This window comes from Phenylobacterium sp. LjRoot97, assembly GCF_964254345.1.
GTDB lineage: Bacteria > Pseudomonadota > Alphaproteobacteria > Caulobacterales > Caulobacteraceae > Phenylobacterium.
Genome location: NZ_CAXUTH020000001.1, coordinates 2,465,048 through 2,484,549, shown reverse-complemented (window position 1 = coordinate 2,484,549; position 19,502 = coordinate 2,465,048). Strand labels below are relative to the sequence as shown.

Annotated in this window: 23 protein-coding genes; 15 read left to right on the top strand and 8 right to left on the bottom strand. The window is 69.1% G+C overall.

Annotated elements, in window-relative coordinates:
• Positions 1–72 precede the first annotated feature (72 nt).
• The 4 genes from ACSQ2H_RS12380 to ACSQ2H_RS12365 all read left to right on the top strand — a co-directional run bounded on the left by ACSQ2H_RS12380 (position 73) and on the right by ACSQ2H_RS12365 (position 5,663).
• Positions 73–2,364 (top strand): TonB-dependent receptor, encoded by a 2,292-nt coding sequence (locus tag ACSQ2H_RS12380; RefSeq protein WP_436061690.1) that lies wholly within the window; start codon positions 73–75, stop codon positions 2,362–2,364.
• A gap of 128 nt (positions 2,365–2,492) precedes the next feature.
• Positions 2,493–3,482, top strand: a complete 990-nt coding sequence (locus ACSQ2H_RS12375; RefSeq protein ID WP_436061689.1) for a sensor histidine kinase — start codon at positions 2,493–2,495, stop codon at positions 3,480–3,482.
• A gap of 87 nt (positions 3,483–3,569) precedes the next feature.
• Positions 3,570–4,400 (top strand): orotidine-5'-phosphate decarboxylase, encoded by an 831-nt coding sequence (gene pyrF, locus ACSQ2H_RS12370; RefSeq protein ID WP_436061688.1) that lies wholly within the window; start codon positions 3,570–3,572, stop codon positions 4,398–4,400.
• 63 nt (positions 4,401–4,463) lie between these two features.
• Positions 4,464–5,663, top strand: a complete 1,200-nt coding sequence (locus ACSQ2H_RS12365; protein ID WP_436061687.1) for an MFS transporter — start codon at positions 4,464–4,466, stop codon at positions 5,661–5,663.
• Here the strand turns inward: ACSQ2H_RS12365 and ACSQ2H_RS12360 are convergent.
• Together ACSQ2H_RS12360 and ACSQ2H_RS12355 are read right to left on the bottom strand one after the other, a co-directional pair.
• Positions 5,656–6,000: a hypothetical protein gene (locus ACSQ2H_RS12360; RefSeq protein WP_436061686.1), complete on the bottom strand. Its 345-nt coding sequence runs from the start codon at positions 5,998–6,000 to the stop codon at positions 5,656–5,658. The two genes, ACSQ2H_RS12365 and ACSQ2H_RS12360, sit on opposite strands and share 8 nt — an antisense overlap.
• A 35-nt stretch (positions 6,001–6,035) precedes the next feature.
• Positions 6,036–6,491 (bottom strand): cupin domain-containing protein, encoded by a 456-nt coding sequence (locus tag ACSQ2H_RS12355; RefSeq protein ID WP_436061685.1) that lies wholly within the window; start codon positions 6,489–6,491, stop codon positions 6,036–6,038.
• A gap of 91 nt (positions 6,492–6,582) precedes the next feature.
• Here ACSQ2H_RS12355 and ACSQ2H_RS12350 point away from each other — a divergent pair, with 91 nt between their 5' ends.
• Genes ACSQ2H_RS12350 through rpiB form a run of 6 tightly spaced genes read left to right on the top strand, consistent with a single transcriptional unit; the run spans position 6,583 to position 11,098 of the window.
• Complete coding sequence (locus ACSQ2H_RS12350; RefSeq protein ID WP_436061684.1) at positions 6,583–7,263, top strand: GNAT family N-acetyltransferase; 681 nt, start codon at positions 6,583–6,585, stop codon at positions 7,261–7,263.
• Positions 7,264–7,315: 52 nt separating this feature from the next.
• A complete protein-coding gene (locus ACSQ2H_RS12345) occupies positions 7,316–7,624 on the top strand; it encodes a hypothetical protein (RefSeq protein WP_436061683.1) in 309 nt (102 codons plus the stop codon).
• A gap of 52 nt (positions 7,625–7,676) precedes the next feature.
• Entirely contained in the window at positions 7,677–9,170 is a 1,494-nt protein-coding gene (locus ACSQ2H_RS12340) for a dipeptidyl-peptidase 3 family protein (RefSeq protein WP_436061682.1), read from the top strand.
• A gap of 2 nt (positions 9,171–9,172) precedes the next feature.
• Positions 9,173–10,210, top strand: coding sequence for a mechanosensitive ion channel family protein (locus ACSQ2H_RS12335; RefSeq protein WP_436061681.1), 1,038 nt, complete (start codon positions 9,173–9,175; stop codon positions 10,208–10,210).
• Positions 10,207–10,641 carry a DUF488 domain-containing protein gene (locus ACSQ2H_RS12330; RefSeq protein ID WP_436061680.1) on the top strand — a complete coding sequence of 145 codons (435 nt, stop codon included), beginning with the start codon at positions 10,207–10,209 and terminating at the stop codon, positions 10,639–10,641. Before ACSQ2H_RS12335 ends, ACSQ2H_RS12330 begins: the two co-directional genes overlap by 4 nt.
• Positions 10,642–10,651: 10 nt before the next feature.
• Entirely contained in the window at positions 10,652–11,098 is a 447-nt protein-coding gene (rpiB, locus tag ACSQ2H_RS12325) for a ribose 5-phosphate isomerase B (RefSeq protein WP_436061679.1), read from the top strand.
• Here the strand turns inward: rpiB and ACSQ2H_RS12320 are convergent.
• Together ACSQ2H_RS12320 and ACSQ2H_RS12315 are read right to left on the bottom strand one after the other, a co-directional pair.
• A complete protein-coding gene (locus tag ACSQ2H_RS12320; protein ID WP_436061678.1) occupies positions 11,095–11,316 on the bottom strand; it encodes a hypothetical protein in 222 nt (73 codons plus the stop codon). The two genes, rpiB and ACSQ2H_RS12320, sit on opposite strands and share 4 nt — an antisense overlap.
• A 76-nt stretch (positions 11,317–11,392) precedes the next feature.
• Entirely contained in the window at positions 11,393–12,508 is a 1,116-nt protein-coding gene (locus ACSQ2H_RS12315) for a beta-ketoacyl-ACP synthase III (RefSeq protein ID WP_436061677.1), read from the bottom strand.
• A gap of 216 nt (positions 12,509–12,724) precedes the next feature.
• On the opposite strand from ACSQ2H_RS12315, the gene ACSQ2H_RS12310 reads away from it, so the two are divergent.
• Complete coding sequence (locus ACSQ2H_RS12310) at positions 12,725–13,252, top strand: porin family protein (RefSeq protein WP_436061676.1); 528 nt, start codon at positions 12,725–12,727, stop codon at positions 13,250–13,252.
• A 188-nt stretch (positions 13,253–13,440) separates the two neighbouring features.
• Here the strand turns inward: ACSQ2H_RS12310 and ACSQ2H_RS12305 are convergent, their stop codons facing one another.
• The gene (locus tag ACSQ2H_RS12305; RefSeq protein ID WP_436061675.1) at positions 13,441–13,659 is read right to left on the bottom strand and encodes a hypothetical protein; all 219 of its coding nucleotides are present in this window, start codon (positions 13,657–13,659) and stop codon (positions 13,441–13,443) included.
• A 275-nt stretch (positions 13,660–13,934) separates the two neighbouring features.
• The gene (locus tag ACSQ2H_RS12300) at positions 13,935–14,633 is read right to left on the bottom strand and encodes a hypothetical protein (RefSeq protein WP_436061674.1); all 699 of its coding nucleotides are present in this window, start codon (positions 14,631–14,633) and stop codon (positions 13,935–13,937) included.
• 155 nt (positions 14,634–14,788) lie between these two features.
• On the opposite strand from ACSQ2H_RS12300, the gene ACSQ2H_RS12295 reads away from it, so the two are divergent.
• The 4 genes from ACSQ2H_RS12295 (at position 14,789) to ACSQ2H_RS12280 (ending at position 17,799) form a co-directional block, all read left to right on the top strand.
• Entirely contained in the window at positions 14,789–15,448 is a 660-nt protein-coding gene (locus tag ACSQ2H_RS12295) for a DedA family protein (RefSeq protein ID WP_436061673.1), read from the top strand.
• A gap of 60 nt (positions 15,449–15,508) precedes the next feature.
• A complete protein-coding gene (locus ACSQ2H_RS12290; RefSeq protein ID WP_436061672.1) occupies positions 15,509–15,916 on the top strand; it encodes a hypothetical protein in 408 nt (135 codons plus the stop codon).
• The gene (locus ACSQ2H_RS12285; RefSeq protein WP_436061671.1) at positions 15,913–16,827 is read left to right on the top strand and encodes a sterol desaturase family protein; all 915 of its coding nucleotides are present in this window, start codon (positions 15,913–15,915) and stop codon (positions 16,825–16,827) included. The genes ACSQ2H_RS12290 and ACSQ2H_RS12285 overlap by 4 nt, the downstream gene beginning before the upstream one ends.
• 75 nt (positions 16,828–16,902) lie before the next feature.
• Entirely contained in the window at positions 16,903–17,799 is an 897-nt protein-coding gene (locus ACSQ2H_RS12280; RefSeq protein ID WP_436061670.1) for an oxygenase MpaB family protein, read from the top strand.
• Here ACSQ2H_RS12280 and pncA read toward each other — a convergent pair.
• Positions 17,796–18,425 (bottom strand): bifunctional nicotinamidase/pyrazinamidase, encoded by a 630-nt coding sequence (gene pncA / locus ACSQ2H_RS12275; RefSeq protein ID WP_436061669.1) that lies wholly within the window; start codon positions 18,423–18,425, stop codon positions 17,796–17,798. The genes ACSQ2H_RS12280 and pncA overlap by 4 nt on opposite strands.
• Positions 18,426–18,442: 17 nt before the next feature.
• Positions 18,443–19,432, bottom strand: coding sequence for a hypothetical protein (locus ACSQ2H_RS12270; protein WP_436061668.1), 990 nt, complete (start codon positions 19,430–19,432; stop codon positions 18,443–18,445).
• Positions 19,433–19,502: the final 70 nt, after the last annotated feature.

The following is a 19,502-nucleotide window of genomic DNA, read 5'->3' as shown; positions in this document are numbered from 1 at the left end:
GCACGAATTTTGACGATCGCCGCCGAGCCCGCGGGCCCGGCGGCACGATACTTGGGGGAAGTTCACACAGTCATGTCAGTCCAACGTACCAGCGGCCTTGGCCGCTCTTTCCGCGTCGCCCTGCTTGGCGCCTCGGCGACCGTCGCCGTGGCCGGCCCGGCCCTGGCCCAGTCCACCCAGCCGCCGGCGGTCGAGGAAGTCGTCGTCACCGCGCTGAAGCGCGCGACCAACCTGCAGGACACGCCGATCTCGATCTCGGCGGTGACCTCGGAAACCATCGCCAACTCCGGCGTGCAGTCGATCGCCGACCTCGGCGCGACGGTTCCCGGCCTGACCTTCGTCAACAGCGGCCCGTCGTTCAGCCGCGTCGTGATCCGCGGCATCAACGCCGCCGGCGAGCCGACGGTCGGCGTCTACTATGACGAAACCCCGGTGACCGGTTCGATCGGCGCGGGCAACAACGCCGGCGGCTCGACCCCGGAACTGCGCCTGTTCGACGTCGAGCGCGTCGAAGTCCTGCGCGGCCCGCAAGGCACGCTCTACGGCTCCGGCTCGATGGGCGGCACCCTGCGCACCATCTACAAGAAGCCAAGCTACGTGTTCGACAGCGCCGTGGACGCCTCGCTCTCCAAGACCGAAGGTGCCGGCGACTGGAACTACGAGGCCCAGGGGATGGTCAACATCCCGCTGGCCCAGGACAAGGCCGCGCTGCGCGTGGTCGGCTTCTATCGTGAAGCCGCCGGCTACATCGACAACACCTATCTCAACCTCAGCGACATCAACGAGATGGAGACCTGGGGCGGCCGCGCGCTGCTGCGCCTGGAGCCGACCGAGAACCTGACCATCGACCTGGCCGCCTACATCAACCGCACCGAGGCCGAGGCCCCGAGCTGGTTCCCGGCGGTCGGCGAGTACAAGTCCGACGCCCGCACGCAGCTGCCGCAGACCGACGACCTGGACCTCTACAGCGCCACGGCCAACCTCGACCTCGGCCCGGTCACCGCCGTGGGTTCGGTGTCGTACATGCGCCGCGAGCTGATGAGCACGCAGGACGTGACCCAGTTCATGCAGGGCTTCCGCACGGCGGCCCGTTGCCAGGCGCTCTACAACCGCGGCTCGGCCTGCAGCACCGACCAGCTGTCGGCCTACTACGCCTATGTCGACACCCAGTATCCGTCGGTGCTGAAGCCGCAGCAGGAGATGGACACCTACACCGCCGAGCTGCGCTTCACCTCGAACTACGAGAGCGCGCTGCAGTGGACCGCGGGCGGCTTCTTCTCGGACCGCAAGACCGTCGTCTGGAACCCGCAGGTCGGCGTCGATCCGCGCACCGGCGCGCTCTACGAGCCTGAAGTCGTGATGACCGGCCGGGTGATCGACGACACCCTGAAGCAGTACGCGGTGTTCGGCGAGCTGTCCTTCGACGTCAACGAGCAGCTGAACCTCACGGCCGGCGCCCGTTACTTCAAGTACACCAAGGACATCATCGGCGAGACGCTCGTCCCGTCGATCCTGGTGGGCGCGGTGGTCACCCCGCCGACCCACGTCCAGTCCGAGGAAACCGGCTGGGTGTTCCGCTTCAACGGCTCCTACAAGATCACCTCGGACGTGATGGTCTACGCCGAGGCCTCGCAGGGCTATCGCCCGGGCGGCGCCAACCAGGTGCTCGGCCTGCCGGGCAACCTGACCCCGTACGCCTCGGACCAGCTGTGGAACTACGAAGTCGGCGTGAAGTCGGCTTTCTGGGATCGCCGCGCGACCCTCAACGCCGACATCTTCCAGATCGACTGGAGCGACATGCAGGTTCGGATTCTGACCCCGAACGGCGCGTTCAGCTACATCGGCAACGCCGGCAAGGCGCGCATCCGCGGCCTGGAAGTCGAAGGCGCGGTCAATCCGCTCTCGGGCCTCTCCATCACCGGCAACTTCTCGGTCATGGAAGCCGAGTTGACCCAGGACCAGCCGGGCGCCGGGACCACCATCCCCAACGCCGGCCTGAAGGGCGACCGCATCCCCTACGTGCCGAAGTTCCAGGGCGCGATCTCGGCCCAGTACGTCTGGCCGGTCGCCGAAGGGCTCAACGGTTTCGCCCGCGTCGACTTCAACCACATGGGCAGCTCGTACAACGAACTGCGCACCAGCTTCGTCTATGCGCGCAAGATCGACTCCTATGAGCTGATCAACACCCGTCTTGGCGTCGAATCCGACGACGGCGAGTGGGGCGCGTACCTCTTCGTGACCAACCTGCTCGACGAGGCGGCGATCTTCTCCAAGTCGGTGGGCGCCACCTCGGCGGCCCGCACCTCGGTGTTCTCGGCCCCGCCGCGGACCATCGGGATCAACCTGCGCAAGTCGTTCCAGTAACGCCTCGCCAGTACAGGCCGAAGCCGGGCGCGGCGCGCCCGGCTTCGGACGAATTGTCGCCGGACATGGAACCAGCGCGGCGGTAGTCCGTAGGAAGAGAGCACCGACAGCGCGGTCTGAGGCGGGATGTGAACGACGGGACGGCCAGTGACGACGGCATCGAGGGCCGCTATCGCGCGGTCTTCGACAACATGTCCGAGGGTTTCGTCGTCTGTGAAGCCATTCTCGGACCGGACGGGCGGCTGACCGACTACTGGATCCGCGAGGCCAATCCCGTGTTCTGCAGCCGCGTGGCCGGCGCGGCCGACGTCGTCGGCCGCCGGCTGCTCGAGGTGCAGCCCGACACCGATCCGCGCTGGATCGCTGCTTGCGGACGGGCGTTCGCGGGCAAGTCCGTCCGCTTCGAGTTCGCCGACGTCGCGGGCGGCCGCTGGTACGACGTCAACATGATGCGGTTGTCGGACACCCAGTTCGGGCAGCTTTTCGTCGACGTCACCGCACGACGCCAGGCGGCCGATCGCCAGTCCGAGCTGTTCGTCGACCTGAACCACCGGGTGAAGAACAACCTCGCCATCGTCGCCTCGCTGCTGATGCTGCAGGCGCGGAGCGCGGGCTCCGAGGTCGCCAACGCCCTAACCAAGGCGGCGGACCGGATCAGCTCGATCAGCGACCTGCACACCATGCTCCATCAGCAGGAGGCGCACGACGCCGTCCAGCTGCAGCCCTATCTCGGCGGCCTGGTCGAACGCCTGTCGTCCAGCCTGCTCGACGGCGACCGCGTCGCGATCGAGGTCGCCTGCGATCCCGTGGAGGTGAGCGCCGAACAGGCCGTCAGCATCGGCCTCATCGTCAACGAGCTTGTCACCAACTCGGTCAAGCACGCCTTCAAAGACGGCCGGCAGGGCAGGGTGAAGGTCACCGGACGCAACGACGCCGCCGGCTATCTCCTTCGGATCGAGGACGACGGTTCCGGCATCGATGGCCTGGCCGAAGAGGGCCTGGGCATGCGTCTGATCAAGTCGCTGGCGTCCGGCCTGGGCGACGTCAGTTGGACCGGGGGCAGCGGCGGCGCGGCCGTCGAACTGCGGTTCCAGGAGCCGGCCGCGAAGTCGGTGTGAGATTTTCGAACAAGCTACTGCGGTCTGATCGCTTGCCTCCAATCCTTGCCGGCCGCATGCCGGCCGGCGTTGCAGGTCAAGGACGCCATGCTCAGCTTCTCCGAACGGTTCACCGATCTTGCCGCGGCCCGCTCGCCCCTGTGCCTGGGGCTTGATCCGTCGGCCGAGGTCTTCGCCCATTGGGGGCTCGCAAGCGACGCCGCCGGCCTGCAGCGCTTCTGCGAAACGGTGCTCGACGCGGTGGGCGACAGCCTTGCGGTGGTCAAACCCCAGGCCGCCTTCTTCGAGCGGTTCGGCCCTGCGGGCATGACCCAGCTGGCCCAGGCCGCGGCCCAGCTGCGCCGGCAGGACGTGCTCAGTCTCATCGACGCCAAGCGCGGCGACGTCGCCGGCACCATGCAGGGGTATGCGGGCGCCATGCTGGGGGCGGACAGCGGCTTCGGCGGCGATGCGGCGACCGTGACCGCCTATCTCGGCTTTGACGCGCTCCAGCCGATGTTCGATCGCGCCGCCGCGACCGGGGCTGCCGTGTTCGTCGTGGTCCATTCGTCCAACCCCGAAGGGCGCGCCTTGCAGTCGGCACGGATGGGGGACGGCCGGACCGTCTCGCAGGCCCTCGCCGACGCCGTGACGGCGCAGAACGCCGCGACGCCCGGTCTGGTCGGCGCGGTGATCGGGGCGACCGTTTCGCAGGACGATGCGGCCATCGTCGAGCGGTTGCCCGGGGCGCTGATCCTGGCCCCCGGCGTCGGCGCGCAGGGCGCGGATCTCGCGACCGTCGGATCGCGTTTCGCCCATGCGCGGGGCAGGGTGATCCCCTCGGTGTCCCGCGACATCCTCCGCCACGGGCCCGGCGTCTCCGGCCTGCGCGCGGCGATCGACCGCTATCGCGACCAGGCCTGGGCGGCCTTGGGGTAAGCCTTTCCTGGAGGGGGCCGGAATGCGCCAGATGCGCGGGCCCGTCGCCGCTACACGGGGGGCATGACCCAAGCCACCGAAGACCTCCCGCCTCCTTCGCATCTAAGCGCGGGCAAGATCCTGTTCCTGGCCTGCGCGGCCGCCGTCGCCACGTCGACGAGCTACACGGTCCAACCTGAGCTGGGGCTGATCGCCGCCGATCTGAACACGTCATTGGCCGCCGTCGGCGTTGCGGCGGGCCTGCCCATCCTCGGCTACATGCTGGGACTGGCGCTTCTCGTGCCGCTCGTCGATCACCTGTCGGCCCGCACACTGGTGCCCGCCCAACTTGCGGCGCTCGCCGGCGCCTTGATCCTGGCGTCGCTCGCGACCTCCGTCGAAGTCCTCGGCGCAGGGCTGCTGTTGTCCGGGGTCTGCGCCAGCACCGGCGCGCAGATGAGCACGCTGGCCGCCAAGCACTCGGCGCCCGACCGTCAGGGGCGCGCTTTGGGCGGCGTCACGGCAGGGATTTCGGCGGGCATCCTGCTTGGTCGGATCATCGGCGGCGGTCTGACCGACGCGGTCGGTTGGCGGGCGATGCTGCTGATCGTGGCGGCCGCGTGCCTGCTCTGCGCCATCATCGGGCGAGCGCTGCTGCCGCGCGACGTCCCGCGCCCGGCAGGATCATGGCTGTCGGGACTGCTCGGGGCGCCCCAGCTCCTGCGCACCTATCCGGACCTGCTGATCGCCGCGACGTCGGGCGCGCTGTGGTTCTTCGCCTTCAGCCTGGTGTGGGTCGGCGTATCGCTCGCCCTTTCGCTGCCGCCCTACGGGCTGGCGCCGACCACCGTGGGCCTCTACTCGCTCGCCGGGCTGGCAGGCATGGCGGCGACGCCGTGGGCCGGCCGTCTCGCCGACCGCTTCGGCAGCCGCGCCGTCGTCGTGGCCGGCCTGGTCCTGGCCCTGGCCTGCACGGTCGCCATGGTCTCTGGGCTGGCCTACGCAGCCTTGACGCTCGTCGCCCTGGCGCTCTTCGACGTCGGGCTCTTCGCTGCGCAGGTGGCCAACCAGCGCCGCGTCCTTGCCCTGGACCCGTTGCGTCCAGCCCAGCTGAACAGCACCTACATGGTTATCTACTTCGTCGGCGGCAGCCTCGGCGCCGCCGCCGGCGGGCCGATCGTCGCCACCCTGGGCTGGCCGCTCGCCGCGGCCACGGCCGTCCTGGCGATCGTCGCCGCGCTGGCGATCTACGTCCGGCGCGGACGCGAGGCCGCTCTCATTTGACGATCGTGGCCATCTGTTCGCTGGCCTGCTTCAGGCAAAGGTTCGCCTGAGCATTCTTCTGCTCGTTGCTCAGCTTGTTCAGGGCGCCGTCCACCTCCTGCCGGGTGGCCTTCGGCTGGAGCTGACTGGCGCGGCCCATATAGAAGCCGAAGGCCATCGACAGGGCGGCGATCGCCCGCGGCTCCGGGGGTTGCGCAGCCGAAGCTCCGGCGAGACCGGCTCCAATCAGTCCGACGCAGGTCAGTTCGTTTTCGCGGCTGCCGGGGGCTGGCGCGGAAAGGGCGTGTGTCGACACCAGCCAGAGTGCTGTCGCCGTCGTCCAGGCTGCGAGTTTCATGGCGTCCTCCGCAGGTTGAACGCCTCAAAACGGAATCAGGCGTCCAGATTTGCGGGCACGTCCACGGTCAGCCCATAGGGCCGGCCGAGTTCGATGAGCTTGCCGATGTCCGGCGCCGTCGGCGACACTTCCCGGTCGAAGTCGGTGAACATGTGCGACGCGCCCTCGTGCGAGGTCAGCGAGATCATCTCCCCGCCGCCCTTGCCGAACCGGAACCAGTGGGTGGTCCCGGCCGGCAGGTGGACGAAGGTGCCGGCGTGGGCGAGCAGTTCCTGCTCGCCGATGCCGAACGCGATCTCGCCGGCGACGACATAGAACGCCTCGTCCCAGGGATGGCTGTGCGGCGGCGGGCCGCTGCCTTCCGGTCCCACCTGGTGAAAGACTTCGTAGCTGCCGGTGCGGTCGCCGCCGGCGAGCACGGTGATCTGCTCGCCCACGACGTTCAACGGACGGACTCCGTCGGTCAGCTTGACGACGATTGGCTCGGCCATGGTCGGCTTGCTCCTGTTGCGCGCATTAACGATAACATCGTTATGCGATGCTCGCCATGACGTGCTCGGCGCGCGGCGCTATTCAGGCGCCATGTCGCATCCGCTTGATCGCCCCGTCTGGTCGGCCCTGACCGGCCGCCAGTCCCACCTCGCGCACCAGCACGGCGCCGCTGTCCGCTTTGCTCCCGAGTTCGGGCTGTTCGCCGCTCTGCCCGACTCCTCGCCGCAGAGCCTCGCGGACCTGGCCGACCTGGTCGCGACGCAAGGCGACGTGGCGGTGGTGGAGGAGGGGCCGGCCCCGCTGATCCCGGGCCTGGCCGTCCGCAGCCAGGCGCTCTGCTGGCAGATGGTCGCCGAAAGCCCGAACCCCATCGGCGAGCCGGCCTTTCCGATCGAGGTGCTGACCGCGGCCGACGCCCCCCAGATGCTCGCCTTGGCGACCCAGACCGCGCCGGGTCCGTTCTTCGCCCGCACTCACGAGCTGGGCCGCTTCGTCGGGGTCAAGATGGACGGCAAGCTCGTGGCCATGGCCGGCGAGCGGATGCAGCCGGCCGGCTACACCGAGGTCAGCGGCGTCTGCACCGACCCGGCCTATCGTGGTCGCGGCTTCGCCGCCGGCCTGATGCTTGAGGTCGCGGCCCGCATCCGCGCGCGAGGCGAAGTTCCGTTCCTCCACTCCTACGCTCACAACACCGGCGCCATCGCCCTCTACCAGGCGCTGGGCTTCGACTTCCGCTGCGAGCTGGTGATGACCACGCTCACGCGCGGCTAGCGCTCGGGGCGGCCGCGGGGTTAGGCTCGCGGCAAGCCGAAGGGAGAGAGACATGGCCTTGGAACTGCGCGCCCGCCGGAACCCCGTCGTCCCTGCCGATCCAGCGCCGCGCCGCGTCCGCGCCCATCCGGTCTACCTCGCCCCGCGCGCCACCCCTGCCGGCGCCGTCGGCTTCGGCGCGATGGGCAGCGTGGCGCTCGGCGCCATCGCCTTCGGGGCCTTCGCGGTCGGCGCGCTGGCGATCGGCAAGCTGGCGGTCGGCCGGGTCTCGGTCGGCCGGGCCCGGATCAAGCGCCTGGAGATCGACGAACTGACCGTGCGGCGTCTCACCGTCCTCGACGACGGGGAGCCCCCTCGCTAACGTCCGGGCAAACGCCGCCTTGGAGGCGGCTTCTCGGAGCTAAATCACTGACATGCGTAGGTTCGTTGCGCCGCTGATCGCGGCCCTTTGCCTGCCCGCGGCCGCCATGGCCGCCGCCCCCGTCGCCCACGACGGCCTGGCCCGTATCGAGATGCAGATCGAGACCGGCTTCCTGAGCGCCGAGGAGCGCCAGGTGGTCAACCTGCTGATCCAGGCGGCCGATGAGATGACCGCCATCTACAAGCGCCAGGCGGCGGGGCAGGGGCCGGGCCACGGCTTCTATCCCGAGGGCCTGACCAAGGCCGAACTCGACGCCTACATCGCCGCTCACCCGGCCGAGAAGGCCGCGCTGATGGACGGCTACACCGTGGTCAAGCGCCAGGGCGGCAAGCTGGTCACCGTGCCCTACAACGTCGAGTACAAGGCCGAGCTCGACCGCGCCGCCGCTCTGCTGGACAAGGCGGCGGCCATCACCACCAACCCCAGTCTGAAGAAGTTCCTGACCCTGCGGGCCCAGTCCTTCCGCACCAACGACTACTTCGAGTCCGAGATGGCCTGGATGGACCTGGCCGGCACGCCGATCGAGGTCGCGATCGGCCCCTACGAGACCTACACCGACGAGCTCTACGGCCAGAAGACCGCCTTCGAAGCCTTCGTCACCCTGAAGGATCCGGCCGAGAGCAGCGCGCTGGACAAGTACAAGGGCTACCTGCGGGCCATGGAGGAGAACCTCCCGGTCGACGCCAAGTACAAGAACTTCGCCCGCGGCGGCGAGTCGCCCATCGCGGTGGCCGAACAGGTCCGCGGCGGCGGCGACAACACCGTCGGTCCGCAGACCATCGCCTTCAACCTGCCCAACGACGAGCGCGTGCGCGAAGCCAAAGGCGCCAAGAAGGTCGTGCTCTCCAACGTGCTCGGGGCCAAGTACGACCGCATCCTCAAGCCGATGGGCGAGCGCGTGCTGGTCGCCGACCAGGCCGCCCTGGTCAGCAAGAAGTACATGACCTTGGAGACCCTGTTCCACGAGCTGTCGCACAGCCTCGGCCCGGGCTCGATCGTCGTTGACGGCCGCCCGACCACCGTCTCGGCCGAGCTCAAGGAGATCGCCGGCACCGCCGAGGAGGCCAAGGCCGACGTCATGGGCGCCTACAACATCCTCTACATGATGGAGAAGGGCGAACTGCCGAAGGCCGAGCGTTCCCAGCTGTTTGCGAGCTACACCGCAGGCATCTTCCGCGCCGCCCGTTTCGGCGCCGGCGAGGCCCACGGCCGCGGCGCGGCGCTGCAGTACGGCTATCTGAAGTCCAAGGGCGCGCTGGTCTGGGATCCGGCCGCCAAGCGCTTCAAGGTCGATGACGACGCCATGCAGGCCGGCCTCACCAGCCTGCTGGCCGAGCTGATCAAGCTGCAGGGCGACGGCGACTACGCCGGCATGAACGCCTTCTTCGACAAGTACGCCAAGCTCGATCCTGAGGCCGAGACGGTGATCGCCACCCTGAAGGATATCCCGGTGGACATCGCGCCGGTCTACCCGGACAAGATCTGAGCATGAACAGCGAGATCGCCGCCGACCTTCAGTCCCTGATGGCCTTCGAGCTTGTCCGTCTGGGCAAGACCGTGATCACCGTCGGCGGGCTGGTGGCGGCGATCCTCATCGTGGCGGTGTCGCTGCTGGCCGCGCGGCTGGCGGCCGGCGCCATCCGCCGCATCCGCGGCCGGGTCGACACCGACGCCGCCCCCTCGATCTACATCTTCGAGAAGCTCAGCACCTACGGCCTGGTGATCTTCGGGATCATCGCGGCCTTCTCGACCCTCGGCCTCGACCTCTCGTCCTTCACCCTGTTCGCCGGGGCGCTCGGCGTCGGTCTCGGCTTCGGCATGCAGGGCATCGTCAAGGAGTTCATCTCCGGCCTGGTGCTGCTGTTCGACAAGCTGATCCGCATTGGCGACTACATCGAGTTGCAGACCGGCGAGCGCGGCGTCGTCGCCGAGATTGGTCCACGCGCCACCCGCATCCGCAACAACGACGACCTCGACGTCCTGATCCCCAACTCGCGCCTGATCGAGCAGCCGGTCACCAACTGGACCCATCAGAACGGCGCGCGGCGAATGCATATCCCGTTCCGCGTCGCCTACGGCGTCGACAAGGAAGCAGTGCGCGAGGCGGTCCTGCGCGCCGCCCACGCCGTGCCGTTCACGATGAAGGACACCTCGGTTCGCAAGACCCAGGTCTGGCTGATCGGCTTCGGCGAGAGCGGCCTATCGTTCGAGCTGGTCGTCTGGCCGGCGCTGGAGGCGGTTAAGCGGCCCAACGCCACCCACGCGGCCTACACCTGGGCGATCGAGGACGCGCTGCGCAACGGCGGCTTCGAGATCCCGCTGTCGCAGCGCGAGCTGCGTGTCCGCTCGGTGTTCGGCGAGGAGGGCGAGGACGCGCTGCAGACCCTGGGACTGGCCAGCCATGCCGGCGTCATCCGTCCGGACCTGGCCCGCGCCAGCACCAACGACGCGGCCGAGGACCTGGCCCGCGGCGCCCAGCAGGACGCCGCCGAGGCCGCGGTCCGTCCGCGTGGCCGCAGCGGATGAAGCCGCTGGCGACCATCGGCTACGAAGCCGCCACCCAGGACGCGGTCATCGACCGCCTCAAGGCGGCCGGCGTCGAGCTGCTGGTCGACGTGCGGGCGGTGGCGGCCTCGCGCCGCGCCGGGTTCTCCAAGACCCTGCTCGCCGCCAGCCTGGCCGACGCCGGCATCGGCTATGTCCACCTGCGCCAGCTCGGCACCCCCAAGCCGGGTCGTGAAGCTGCGCGCAAGGGCCGCATCGCCGAGATGACCGCCATCTTCGAGGACCACCTGGCCGAGCCCGCCGCCCAGCTGGAACTGGCCGCCGCCAAGGAACTGGCGGCCGAGCGCAAGATCGCGCTGCTCTGCTTCGAAGCCGATCATCGCGGCTGCCATCGCAAGATCCTGGCCGATCGCATCTGCGAAGACCTTGGCTGCGCGGTCGAGCACCTTTAGGAGCACGCCCATGAGCAACAACCGCATCGTCCTCGCCAGCGACCACGCCGCCATCGCGCTCCGCCAGGCGATCGCCGCCCACGTCTCGGCCCTCGGCTGGGAGGTGCTCGATCTTGGCCCGAACACGCCCGAAAGCGTGCCCTATCCGCAGCAGGGCGAGGCCGCCGCTCGTCAGGTGGCGTCAGGCGACTGCCGGTTCGGGATCATCGTCTGCGGCACCGGCCAGGGCATCATGATGGCCGCCAACAAGGTCAAGGGCGTGCGCTGCGGCGTCTGCTCCGACACCTTCTCGGCCCGCATGATCCGGCAGCACAACGACGCCAACATGCTCTCGATGGGCGCCCGCGTGATCGGCGAGGGCCTGGCCCTCGACCTCGTCGACGCCTTCCTGGCCGCCGAGTTCGAAGGCGGCCGTCACGCCCCGCGCGTGGACATGATCAAGGCGCTGGAGGGCTAGCCCCCGAACGCCCGGCGCAGCTTGTCCAGCGCCGGGGTGATCGTATCCCAGTAGGGGCGGGCGCATTCGCCGTGCCAGGGGCCGCTGAGGCCGCGCACGCCGTCGGGGTCTTCCTTGAAGTGCATGTTGGTGGTGGGCTCGCCGGCCTTGATCGGCAGCTTGCACTTCGGGCACCAGCGACCGCGCGGGTCGCCGCCGGGGACGTCGTCATAAGCCATCTGGGTACTCCCCGGGGAACTGGAGACTGAAGCTTAGTCCTCAGGTCCCCGGAGGCCGACGCGGCACGTGGCCGCGCTAGCGCTTGCGGACGAACACCGTCCCGGCCGAATAGCCGGCGCCGAACGAGCAGATCAGGCCCGTGTCGCCGCTGGCGAAATCGTCGTTGGCCTTGTGGAAGGCGATGATCGAACCGGCCGACGACGTGTTCGCATATTCATCAAGGATGATAACGTTCTCGCCGGGCGCCGGTTCGCGCCCCAGGACGCGCTTTCCGATCAGCTCGTTCATGTTGATATTGGCCTGGTGCAGCCACATGCGCTTGAGGCCCGTCGGGTCGATGCCCAGGTCGCCGGCGTGTGCGACGATCATCTCCGAGACCATCGGCACCACCTCGCGGAACACCTTGCGGCCTTCCTGCACGAACAGCTTGTCGGCCTGGCCGGCGCCCTCGGGGGCGGCGCGGTTCAGGAAGCCGAAGTTGTTGCGGATGTTGTTCGAGAACTGGGTCTTCAGACGCGTGCCCAGGATGTCCCAGCCGCCGGTCGCGTCCTCGGCGCGCTCGACGATCACCGCGGTGGCGACGTCGCCGAAGATGAAGTGGCTGTCGCGGTCGCGGAAGTTCAGGTGGCCCGAGCAGATCTCCGGATTGACCATCAGCACCGCGCGGGCCGAGCCCGAGCCGACGAAGTCCGCCGCCGTCTTGATCCCGAACGTCGCCGACGAGCAGGCCACGTTCATATCGAAGGCGAAGCCCTCGATGCCCAGCGCCTGCTGCACCTCGATGGCCATCGCCGGATAGGCCCGCTGCATGTTCGAGGCCGCGCAGATCACCGCGCCGATCTGGCTGACGTCCTTGCCCCAGCGCTCGATCGCCTGCTTGGCCGCCTCGACCGCGATTTCGGCCAGGACCGAGATCTGGTCGTTCGAGCGCTCCGGAATGATCGGACGCATCAGGTCCGGATCGACCAGGCCGGTCTTGTCGACCACGAAGCGCGACTTGATGCCCGAAGCCTTCTCGATGAACTCGGCCGAGGACGGGGTCAGGGCCGCGACCTCGCCGGCGGCGATCGCCTCGGCGTTGGCGGCGTTGAACCGCTCGACATAGGTGTTGAAAGTCTCGACCAACTCGGCGTTCGAGAGGCTGTGCGGCGGGGTGTAAAGGCCCGTGGCCGCGATCACGGCTTGATGCAAAACGCTGTCTCCGACGACCGCTCCTCTCGTTGCACGGGGAGCTTCGGATCACAGTGATAGCACGTTCGCTTACGGCGTCAGCGGTCGATGTGGCCGCAAGGCAACAGACATAATTCGTCTTCTGATTGTCCCGGCAGGGGCCATTTCTCGCCCTGTTTGAGCGCGACCAAGGTCACGTGGCTGGAGATCGCCACGCCTAAGTACGGAGTAAAAAACATGAACAAGAACATTTCTCTCATCGCCGCCGTCGCCGCTGTCGCCATGGTCCCCGTCGCCGCCAACGCCCAGGCCGTCACCGGCTACGGCTCGGTCGGCTACAGCCACCACGATCTGGAAGGCGCTGACGTCGGCGCGATCCAGGGCCGTCTCGGCGCCCGCTTCAACCCCTATCTCGGCGTCGAGGGCGAACTCGGCTTCGGCGTGAAGAAGGACGACGTCAATATCGGCGGCGTCAGCGGCAAGGCCCAGCTGAAGAACCAGGCCGCCATCTACGGCGTCGGCTTCCTGCCGGTGGCCCCGAACGCCGACCTCTACGCCCGCGTCGGCTACGGCAAGAGCGAAGGCAAGGTCTCGGTCCCGGGCGCGATCGCCAAGGCCGACGGCAACAGCTGGAACTACGGCGTCGGCGGCCAGTACTTCGTCGACGACAAGAACGGCGTGCGCGCCGACTACACGCGTCACGAGTTCGAGGACGACGCCGGCAAGGCCGACGTCTGGTCGGTCGGCTACGTCCGCAAGTTCTAAGCCGGGGGCGGGGAGCGTGATCGCTCCCCTTCCTTGAGTTCGAGCCCAAAATGGAAAGGGCCGCCTCCTTGCGGGGGCGGCCCTTTTTCATGGGGGGTGCGCTGCGCCGCCGTCAGGCGGCGGCCCGCTCACAAGGACGCGCCGCCGTCAGGCGGCGGCCCCCTCTTCATGACAAGGACGCGCTGCGGTCATGCGGCGGCGCGATGAAGGAAACGGCCGGCCAGGTCGCCGTTGCGCAGGAAGATCTGCACCTCGGCCGCGCTTCCCGAGCGCGCATAACGGTCGGCGAGCGCGCGGGCGGCGGCTTCGGCGCGACCCCCGGCTTCAAAGATAAGTTCGTTGTCAAAGGCTTCTGAACGGACAGCCCAACCGTCGCCGGCGGGCGCAACCAAAATCTGAAGAGCCATGTGAGCTCCTTTTTACTCTACTAACTTTCGGGGTTCGTGAACGCCCCGTTCTGGAGCTTCACGATGGAGCATGCAGACGGCCATCGCATGGCGCCCGCTGGGCGAGGTCAGGCCGGCATTCGCCCCTGTTTAAGATGACATCGACACATGTGCGTCGCTCGCTGGCTCACTTCCGATAGCTGCACAGATAGGACTCCCGCGTCGTTTCGCCACCCCAGAAAGCGCGAAACCTGCGTGAAGTTTCCCTGACAGCTGACGAAAGGCGGAGGGGAGGGCTAGGCGCCCGGTCCCGACCAGATCGGCCCGGCCAGGATCGCGCCGCTGGTGAAGTCCTGCAGATAGACCTCGAGCCCGCCCTTGGTCTCGTCCTTGTCCTCGTCGCGATAGGTCTTGGGCGCCAGCCGCGCCGCGCGCCAGCGCAGCACGTCGAACTGCAGCCGCGCCACCTTCACGTCGCCCACGCGGGCTTCGGAAGCGATCGCCCAGGCGAGATCGGCCAGCATCTCGGCCTGCATCCGCCGCGCCTGCCGGTACATGGCGGCGAAGTCGTCATGGGCGCGCAGCCATTCGTAGACCGTGCCGGTGACCGGCATGTCGGCCTCGCCGCAGATCTCCAGCAGGCTGCGGCCGCTGGCCAGCCGCCGGCAGATCTCCTCGCCGACCTCGGCCCGGTAGGCGTCCGGCCGCGCCCAGGGGCGAGCCCGCTTCCAGGCCCGGTCGGCGGCGCCCGCGCGAAACGCGTCCCGCCGCGCGGCCTGCGCTTCGGCCTGGGCTTTTCGCAGCGCGGCCCCGAACTGCGGCCGCACCGCGGCCCAGCGATGGACCGTCGCCGCGCCCGGCATGTCGCGCGGTTTGCAGATCGCCCGCAGGCTTTCGCCGGCCGCCACTCGGGTGCAGATCTGCGCGGCCATCGTCTCGCAGAACGGCGTCACCGCGCGGTTGCGCGGGCCCTCGATCTCGGTGGATTCATGCATCCGCCCAGCATAACGCAAGGGGAGAACATAGCAAGAACAAATGACGGTTCTCCGCGCGGTCTGAGACATATGCGCCACAAGCGGAAAAACTTGCCGGCCGCGGCCTTGCGCCCCCTCGCGCAGGCGCGGGAGCAGGCCCATATCGGGCTCCTCCCATGGAAGCGTTCATTCAGAGTCTTGCAGATTTCATCACCCGGCATGCGGCCTGGGCTGGCCTTGTGCTGGGCCTCGTCACGCTGCTGGAATCTCTGGCCCTGATCGGCGCTTTCATTCCGGCCACCGCCCTGATGGTGATGGCCGGCGGGCTCATCGCCGCGGGCGTGCTCGATCCGGTCGAAGTGGTGCTCTGGTGCGTCGCCGGCGCGATCATCGGCGACGCCGTGTCGTTCGAGCTCGGCCGTCGCTTGGGCCCTCGCGCCCTGCGCCATCCGATGTTCAAGGGCCACCGCCGCAAGGTCGCCCGTACGCGCCTGTTCAACCGCCAGTATGGCGCGGCCTCGATCTTCATCGGCCGCTTCTTCGGCCCGCTGCGCGCCTTCGTGCCGCTGGTGGCCGGCCTGCTGCAGATGCGCCGCCGGACCTTCCAGTTGGCCAACGCCCTGTCGGCCGTGGTCTGGGTGCTCGCCATCCTCGCGCCGGGCTATTTCGCCGCCAAGGGCCTGGCCGAGCTCGAGGCCCTGGGCGAGGCGCATCTGACCACCATCGCCGCCATCACCCTCGGCGGCCTGGTGATCATCGGCCTGGTGGCCCGCGAAGTGCTGCGCCGCCGCGCCGCGGCCGGAGCGCCGCCGGTGTTTGCAAAGCCTCGCGCCTAGATAGCTGTCACTTGACGGTCACGTTGCGCGGGCGGACCCTGCCTGCGGGGAGGACCGTAAGTGTCGCAAGCATTCTTCGTGCAGTTCGCTGCGTCGGCGGCGGCGATCGCCGTGCTGGTCGGCCTGGCCGCCTGGGCCAAGATCGCCAAGCCGATGACGCCGCTGACTGACGCCAAGGCCCTGGAACTGCTGGCGCAGGAGTTTCCAGGCCGTCCGATCGACCGCATCTGGGTGGCGGTCGACGGTCGCGGCGCCCTGGCCAAATCCGGGGCCGCGGCCCTGGTGCTCTGCGAGGTCGGCGACGGCTATGTCGCCCGTCACATCCCCTGGACCCAGGCCGTGGCCTCGTCCTTCCGCGACGGGGTGGTGCGGCTCGATCTTTCCGACGTCGCCGCGCCGGTCGCGCGGCTGGCGCTGCCGAACTGGCCGCCGGCCCCTGGCCCTGGCGAGGATCGCCGCGCCGCATGAGCCTCGATCCCGTCACGCTCGCCACTCCGTTCTTCATCCTGGCGATCATCCTGGAGGTGGCGCTGGCGCGGCTTGGCGCCACCCGCACCAACTATGAAGCCAAGGACACCGCCGCCTCGCTGGTGATGGGCCTGGGCAGCACGCTGGCCGGCCTGCTGGTCGGCGGCGTCGTCGCCGCGGCCACGCTCTATGTCTACCAGCACCGGCTGTTCGACATCCCGATGACCGCGGTCTGGGCCTGGATCGCGATCTTCCTGCTCGAGGACCTGACCTACTACTGGTTCCACCGCCTCAGCCACGAGCGCCGGTTCTGGTGGGCCGCGCACGTCAACCACCACTCCTCGCAGCACTACAATCTCTCGACCGCGCTGCGGCAGACCTGGACCGGCGGGATCGCTGGAACCTGGGCGCTGTGGCTGCCGCTGGCCTTCCTCGGCTTCCCGCCGGCGATGATCGCCATCCAGAAGGGGATCAGCCTCGTCTACCAGTTCTGGATCCACACCGAGGCGATCGGCCGGATGCCGCGCTGGTTCGAGGCGGTGTTCAACACCCCCTCGCATCACCGCGTCCATCACGCCCGCAACCCGCGCTACCTCGACCGCAACTACGCCGGCATCCTGATCGTCTGGGACAAGCTGTTCGGCACCTTCCAGCCCGAGCTGGACGAGGAGCCGTGCCGCTATGGCATCGTCAAGAACCTCGGCGACTTCAACATTCTGCGGGTGGCGTTTCACGAGTGGGCCGGAATGTTGGCGGATGTCTCGCGCCATCCGCGCCACGCGCTCGGCTACCTCTTCGGCCCGCCGGGCTGGAGCCATGACGCCAGCCGCGACACCAGCCACACCCTGCGCGCCCAGTGGCAGGCCCAGCAGGCGCAGGAGGCGCCGCCGCCGGTATCCAAGGTCGCCTGAGCGCCTGACAGAACCGTCAGGTTGTTCGCCCGTTTAGGTTCTCGCTAGGCTGCGGGCAGGCAGACGCGAGGCGAGATGAGCTTGGAGACTTCGACACGGGCGGTGCTGGACGCGCCCGGCGCCGGTTTGGCGAGCGCGCTCGACCGGCGGATCTTCGGGCCGTCGCGGGTCGACTACTCCCAGCCCAAGGGCGATCCCGGCCTCTATGGCCCCGACTCGGTCGCCTGGCGGGTGCACGCCAATCCCATCGCCCTGGCGATCGGCGGCGTGGCGGCGGTGATCCTCGAACTGGCCGAGCCGCGGGTGCGCACCGGCGTCTGGGAGCATTCGATCTTCGCCAGCGATCCGCTGACCCGCATGCGCCGCACCGGCGAGGCGACCATGATCACCACCTATGCGCCGACCGCAGAGGCCGACGCGCGCATCGCCATGGTCACCCGGATGCACGAGCGCGTGCGCGGCCAGACGCCCGAGGGGCAGGACTATCACGCCCTCGATCCGGACCTCGCCGACTGGGTTCACCTGACGGCCGCCTACGGCTTCCTCAACGCCTACAAGCGCTATGTCGACCCTGGCCTCAGCCGGGCCGACCAGGATCGTTACTATGTCGAGGGCGGGGCGGTCGGCCGCGCGTTCGGCGCGCGCAATCCGTCGACCTCGGCGGCGATGACGGCGCAGCGGATGCAGGCGATGCGGCCGCAGCTCGTGCATCACCCGATCATCGACGAGTTCCTGGGCATCGTGCGGCGGACCTCGCCGATGGGCCTGGTCGGGCGTGCGCTGCAGCCGCTCGTGGTTGAGGCCAGCATCGACCTGCTGCCGCCGGGCGTCGCGAGCCAGCTGGGGCTCGGCGCCAATCCGGCTCGGCTGGCGGCCGCCAAGGTCACGCTGTCGGCGCTCGGCCGCGCCGCGCGGCTGGCGCCGGGACCAATCCCGCGCCAGGCCTACGCCCGCATGGGCCGGCGGCCCTAAGGCGCGGCGAGGGCGACGCCCAGCGCCGCGAACGAGGCCATGGCCGCAGCCTCCGAGCCGTCCAGGTCGATGGCGCGGCTGGCCGCCGGGATCACCACCGCCTCGAAGCCCTCGGCCAGCGCATCCTCGGCCGAGTAGCGGACGCAGAAATCCAGCGCCAGGCCGACGAACACGCAGCGCTTCAGGCCCCGCTGGCGCAGGTAGCCGGCCAGGCCCGTGGCCGTCGACTTGTCGTTCTCGAAGAACGCCGAATAGCTGTCGACCTCCCGGTGATAGCCCTTGCGCAGCACCAGCTGGGCGTGGGTCACGTGCAGCGCCGGATGCAGCTGCGCGCCCGGCGTGCCCTGCACGCAGTGGTCTGGCCACAGGGTCTGGGGCCCATAGTCGACCTCGACCGCGCTGAACGGCTGCGCTCCGGGATGGTTGGAGGCGAACGAGATCTGGTCGCGCGGGTGCCAGTCCTGGGTGATCACCACATGCTCGAAGCGCGCGGCGATCTGGTTGATCAGCGGCATGATCTCGTCGCCGCCCGCCACCGCCAGCGCTCCGCCGGGACAGAAATCGACCTGCGGATCGATGACGACCAGCACATCGTCGGGGCGGACGGCGAGGGGAGGCAGGCTCATGCCGCGATCATAGCGCGTCAGCCGCGGCCTTTCACCGCCGCCGCCACGATCGCCGCGTTCTGGGCCCGGTAGGCCTGCTGGACCAGGCCCTTCCAGGCCGCCAGGTCGACGACGACGGCGTCGCCCCGGGCGCGATCCTTGATCTGGTAGTTCTGGTCGGTCGTGGCGCCCATCGAGCCCACCCGCACGCCGGCCGCGCCTTCCGAGATGGTCGCGAACGAACCGGCCATCGGATAGTCGGTCAGCAGGCTCCAGCCGCCGGCGAAGGCCGGGCCGCGGTCGAAGGCGCTGACCAGTTGCGCGCCCGATCCGGCCCGCAGGCCAAAGCGCAGGTTCGACGACACCCCGGCGCTCGAGCGGCCCAGGAAATCGCCGCCGGTCTTGGCCTCCATGTCGGCGAAGTCGATCACCACCTGCGAGATCACCGCCACCGCGTCGGCGTCGCGGGCCGCCGCGCCCAGCTTGCCGGTGGCGTCCATCGACGCCATACGCCCCATCGGCGAATTGCTGGGATTGTGGAACGGCGTCAGCAGCGGCGCGGCCTGCGCGCCCATCGCCGTCCAGCCCATCTTCACCGACTTGCCGATGGTGATCGACGGGCCGACCGCCACGACATCGCGGTTGTTCGGCGCGGCGGCGACGCCGGCGGTCAGCGCCACGGCTTCGGAGTCGGAGAGCACGTCGAAGCCGGCGGCCTTGAATTGCGCCACCAGGTCGGCGTGCGCGTCATTGGCCAGCGTCTGCATGGTGGCGTCGTCCACCCCTTCCAGCATCAGGTTCAACCGCGAGCGCGCCGCGATCGAGGCCACCGCCGTGCCCTGCTGCTGGGTGATGTAGGTGACGTGATAGGCCGGGATCGCCACCCGCTTGCGCTGCTTGAAGAACTTCTGGTCCGAGCCCGACAGCTTCGGCCCTGCGCTCTGCGCCCAGGCGGCCTGCGACGGCGCCAGCGTTCCGGCGACAAGGATGGCGGCCGCGGCCAGGCCGGCGGCGAGCTTGCGATGCATCTTGGAATTCCCCCTTGGTGACTCGGGGCACTTTAGGCGGTGAACATTGTTCGATGAAAGAGGTTCGGCG

What these genes read in the sequence shown, in the direction of transcription:
- ACSQ2H_RS12380 (WP_436061690.1), top strand. Translation starts at nt 73, where the DNA reads ATGTCAGTCCAACGTACCAGCGGCCTTGGCCGCTCTTTCCGCGTCGCC.
- pyrF (WP_436061688.1), top strand. Translation starts at nt 3,570, where the DNA reads ATGCTCAGCTTCTCCGAACGGTTCACCGATCTTGCCGCGGCCCGCTCG.
- ACSQ2H_RS12365 (WP_436061687.1), top strand. Translation starts at nt 4,464, where the DNA reads ATGACCCAAGCCACCGAAGACCTCCCGCCTCCTTCGCATCTAAGCGCG.
- ACSQ2H_RS12360 (WP_436061686.1), bottom strand. Translation starts at nt 6,000, where the DNA reads ATGAAACTCGCAGCCTGGACGACGGCGACAGCACTCTGGCTGGTGTCG.
- ACSQ2H_RS12355 (WP_436061685.1), bottom strand. Translation starts at nt 6,491, where the DNA reads ATGGCCGAGCCAATCGTCGTCAAGCTGACCGACGGAGTCCGTCCGTTG.
- ACSQ2H_RS12350 (WP_436061684.1), top strand. Translation starts at nt 6,583, where the DNA reads ATGTCGCATCCGCTTGATCGCCCCGTCTGGTCGGCCCTGACCGGCCGC.
- ACSQ2H_RS12345 (WP_436061683.1), top strand. Translation starts at nt 7,316, where the DNA reads ATGGCCTTGGAACTGCGCGCCCGCCGGAACCCCGTCGTCCCTGCCGAT.
- ACSQ2H_RS12340 (WP_436061682.1), top strand. Translation starts at nt 7,677, where the DNA reads ATGCGTAGGTTCGTTGCGCCGCTGATCGCGGCCCTTTGCCTGCCCGCG.
- ACSQ2H_RS12335 (WP_436061681.1), top strand. Translation starts at nt 9,173, where the DNA reads ATGAACAGCGAGATCGCCGCCGACCTTCAGTCCCTGATGGCCTTCGAG.
- ACSQ2H_RS12330 (WP_436061680.1), top strand. Translation starts at nt 10,207, where the DNA reads ATGAAGCCGCTGGCGACCATCGGCTACGAAGCCGCCACCCAGGACGCG.
- rpiB (WP_436061679.1), top strand. Translation starts at nt 10,652, where the DNA reads ATGAGCAACAACCGCATCGTCCTCGCCAGCGACCACGCCGCCATCGCG.
- ACSQ2H_RS12320 (WP_436061678.1), bottom strand. Translation starts at nt 11,316, where the DNA reads ATGGCTTATGACGACGTCCCCGGCGGCGACCCGCGCGGTCGCTGGTGC.
- ACSQ2H_RS12310 (WP_436061676.1), top strand. Translation starts at nt 12,725, where the DNA reads ATGAACAAGAACATTTCTCTCATCGCCGCCGTCGCCGCTGTCGCCATG.
- ACSQ2H_RS12305 (WP_436061675.1), bottom strand. Translation starts at nt 13,659, where the DNA reads ATGGCTCTTCAGATTTTGGTTGCGCCCGCCGGCGACGGTTGGGCTGTC.
- ACSQ2H_RS12300 (WP_436061674.1), bottom strand. Translation starts at nt 14,633, where the DNA reads ATGCATGAATCCACCGAGATCGAGGGCCCGCGCAACCGCGCGGTGACG.
- ACSQ2H_RS12295 (WP_436061673.1), top strand. Translation starts at nt 14,789, where the DNA reads ATGGAAGCGTTCATTCAGAGTCTTGCAGATTTCATCACCCGGCATGCG.
- ACSQ2H_RS12285 (WP_436061671.1), top strand. Translation starts at nt 15,913, where the DNA reads ATGAGCCTCGATCCCGTCACGCTCGCCACTCCGTTCTTCATCCTGGCG.
- ACSQ2H_RS12280 (WP_436061670.1), top strand. Translation starts at nt 16,903, where the DNA reads ATGAGCTTGGAGACTTCGACACGGGCGGTGCTGGACGCGCCCGGCGCC.
- pncA (WP_436061669.1), bottom strand. Translation starts at nt 18,425, where the DNA reads ATGAGCCTGCCTCCCCTCGCCGTCCGCCCCGACGATGTGCTGGTCGTC.
- ACSQ2H_RS12270 (WP_436061668.1), bottom strand. Translation starts at nt 19,432, where the DNA reads ATGCATCGCAAGCTCGCCGCCGGCCTGGCCGCGGCCGCCATCCTTGTC.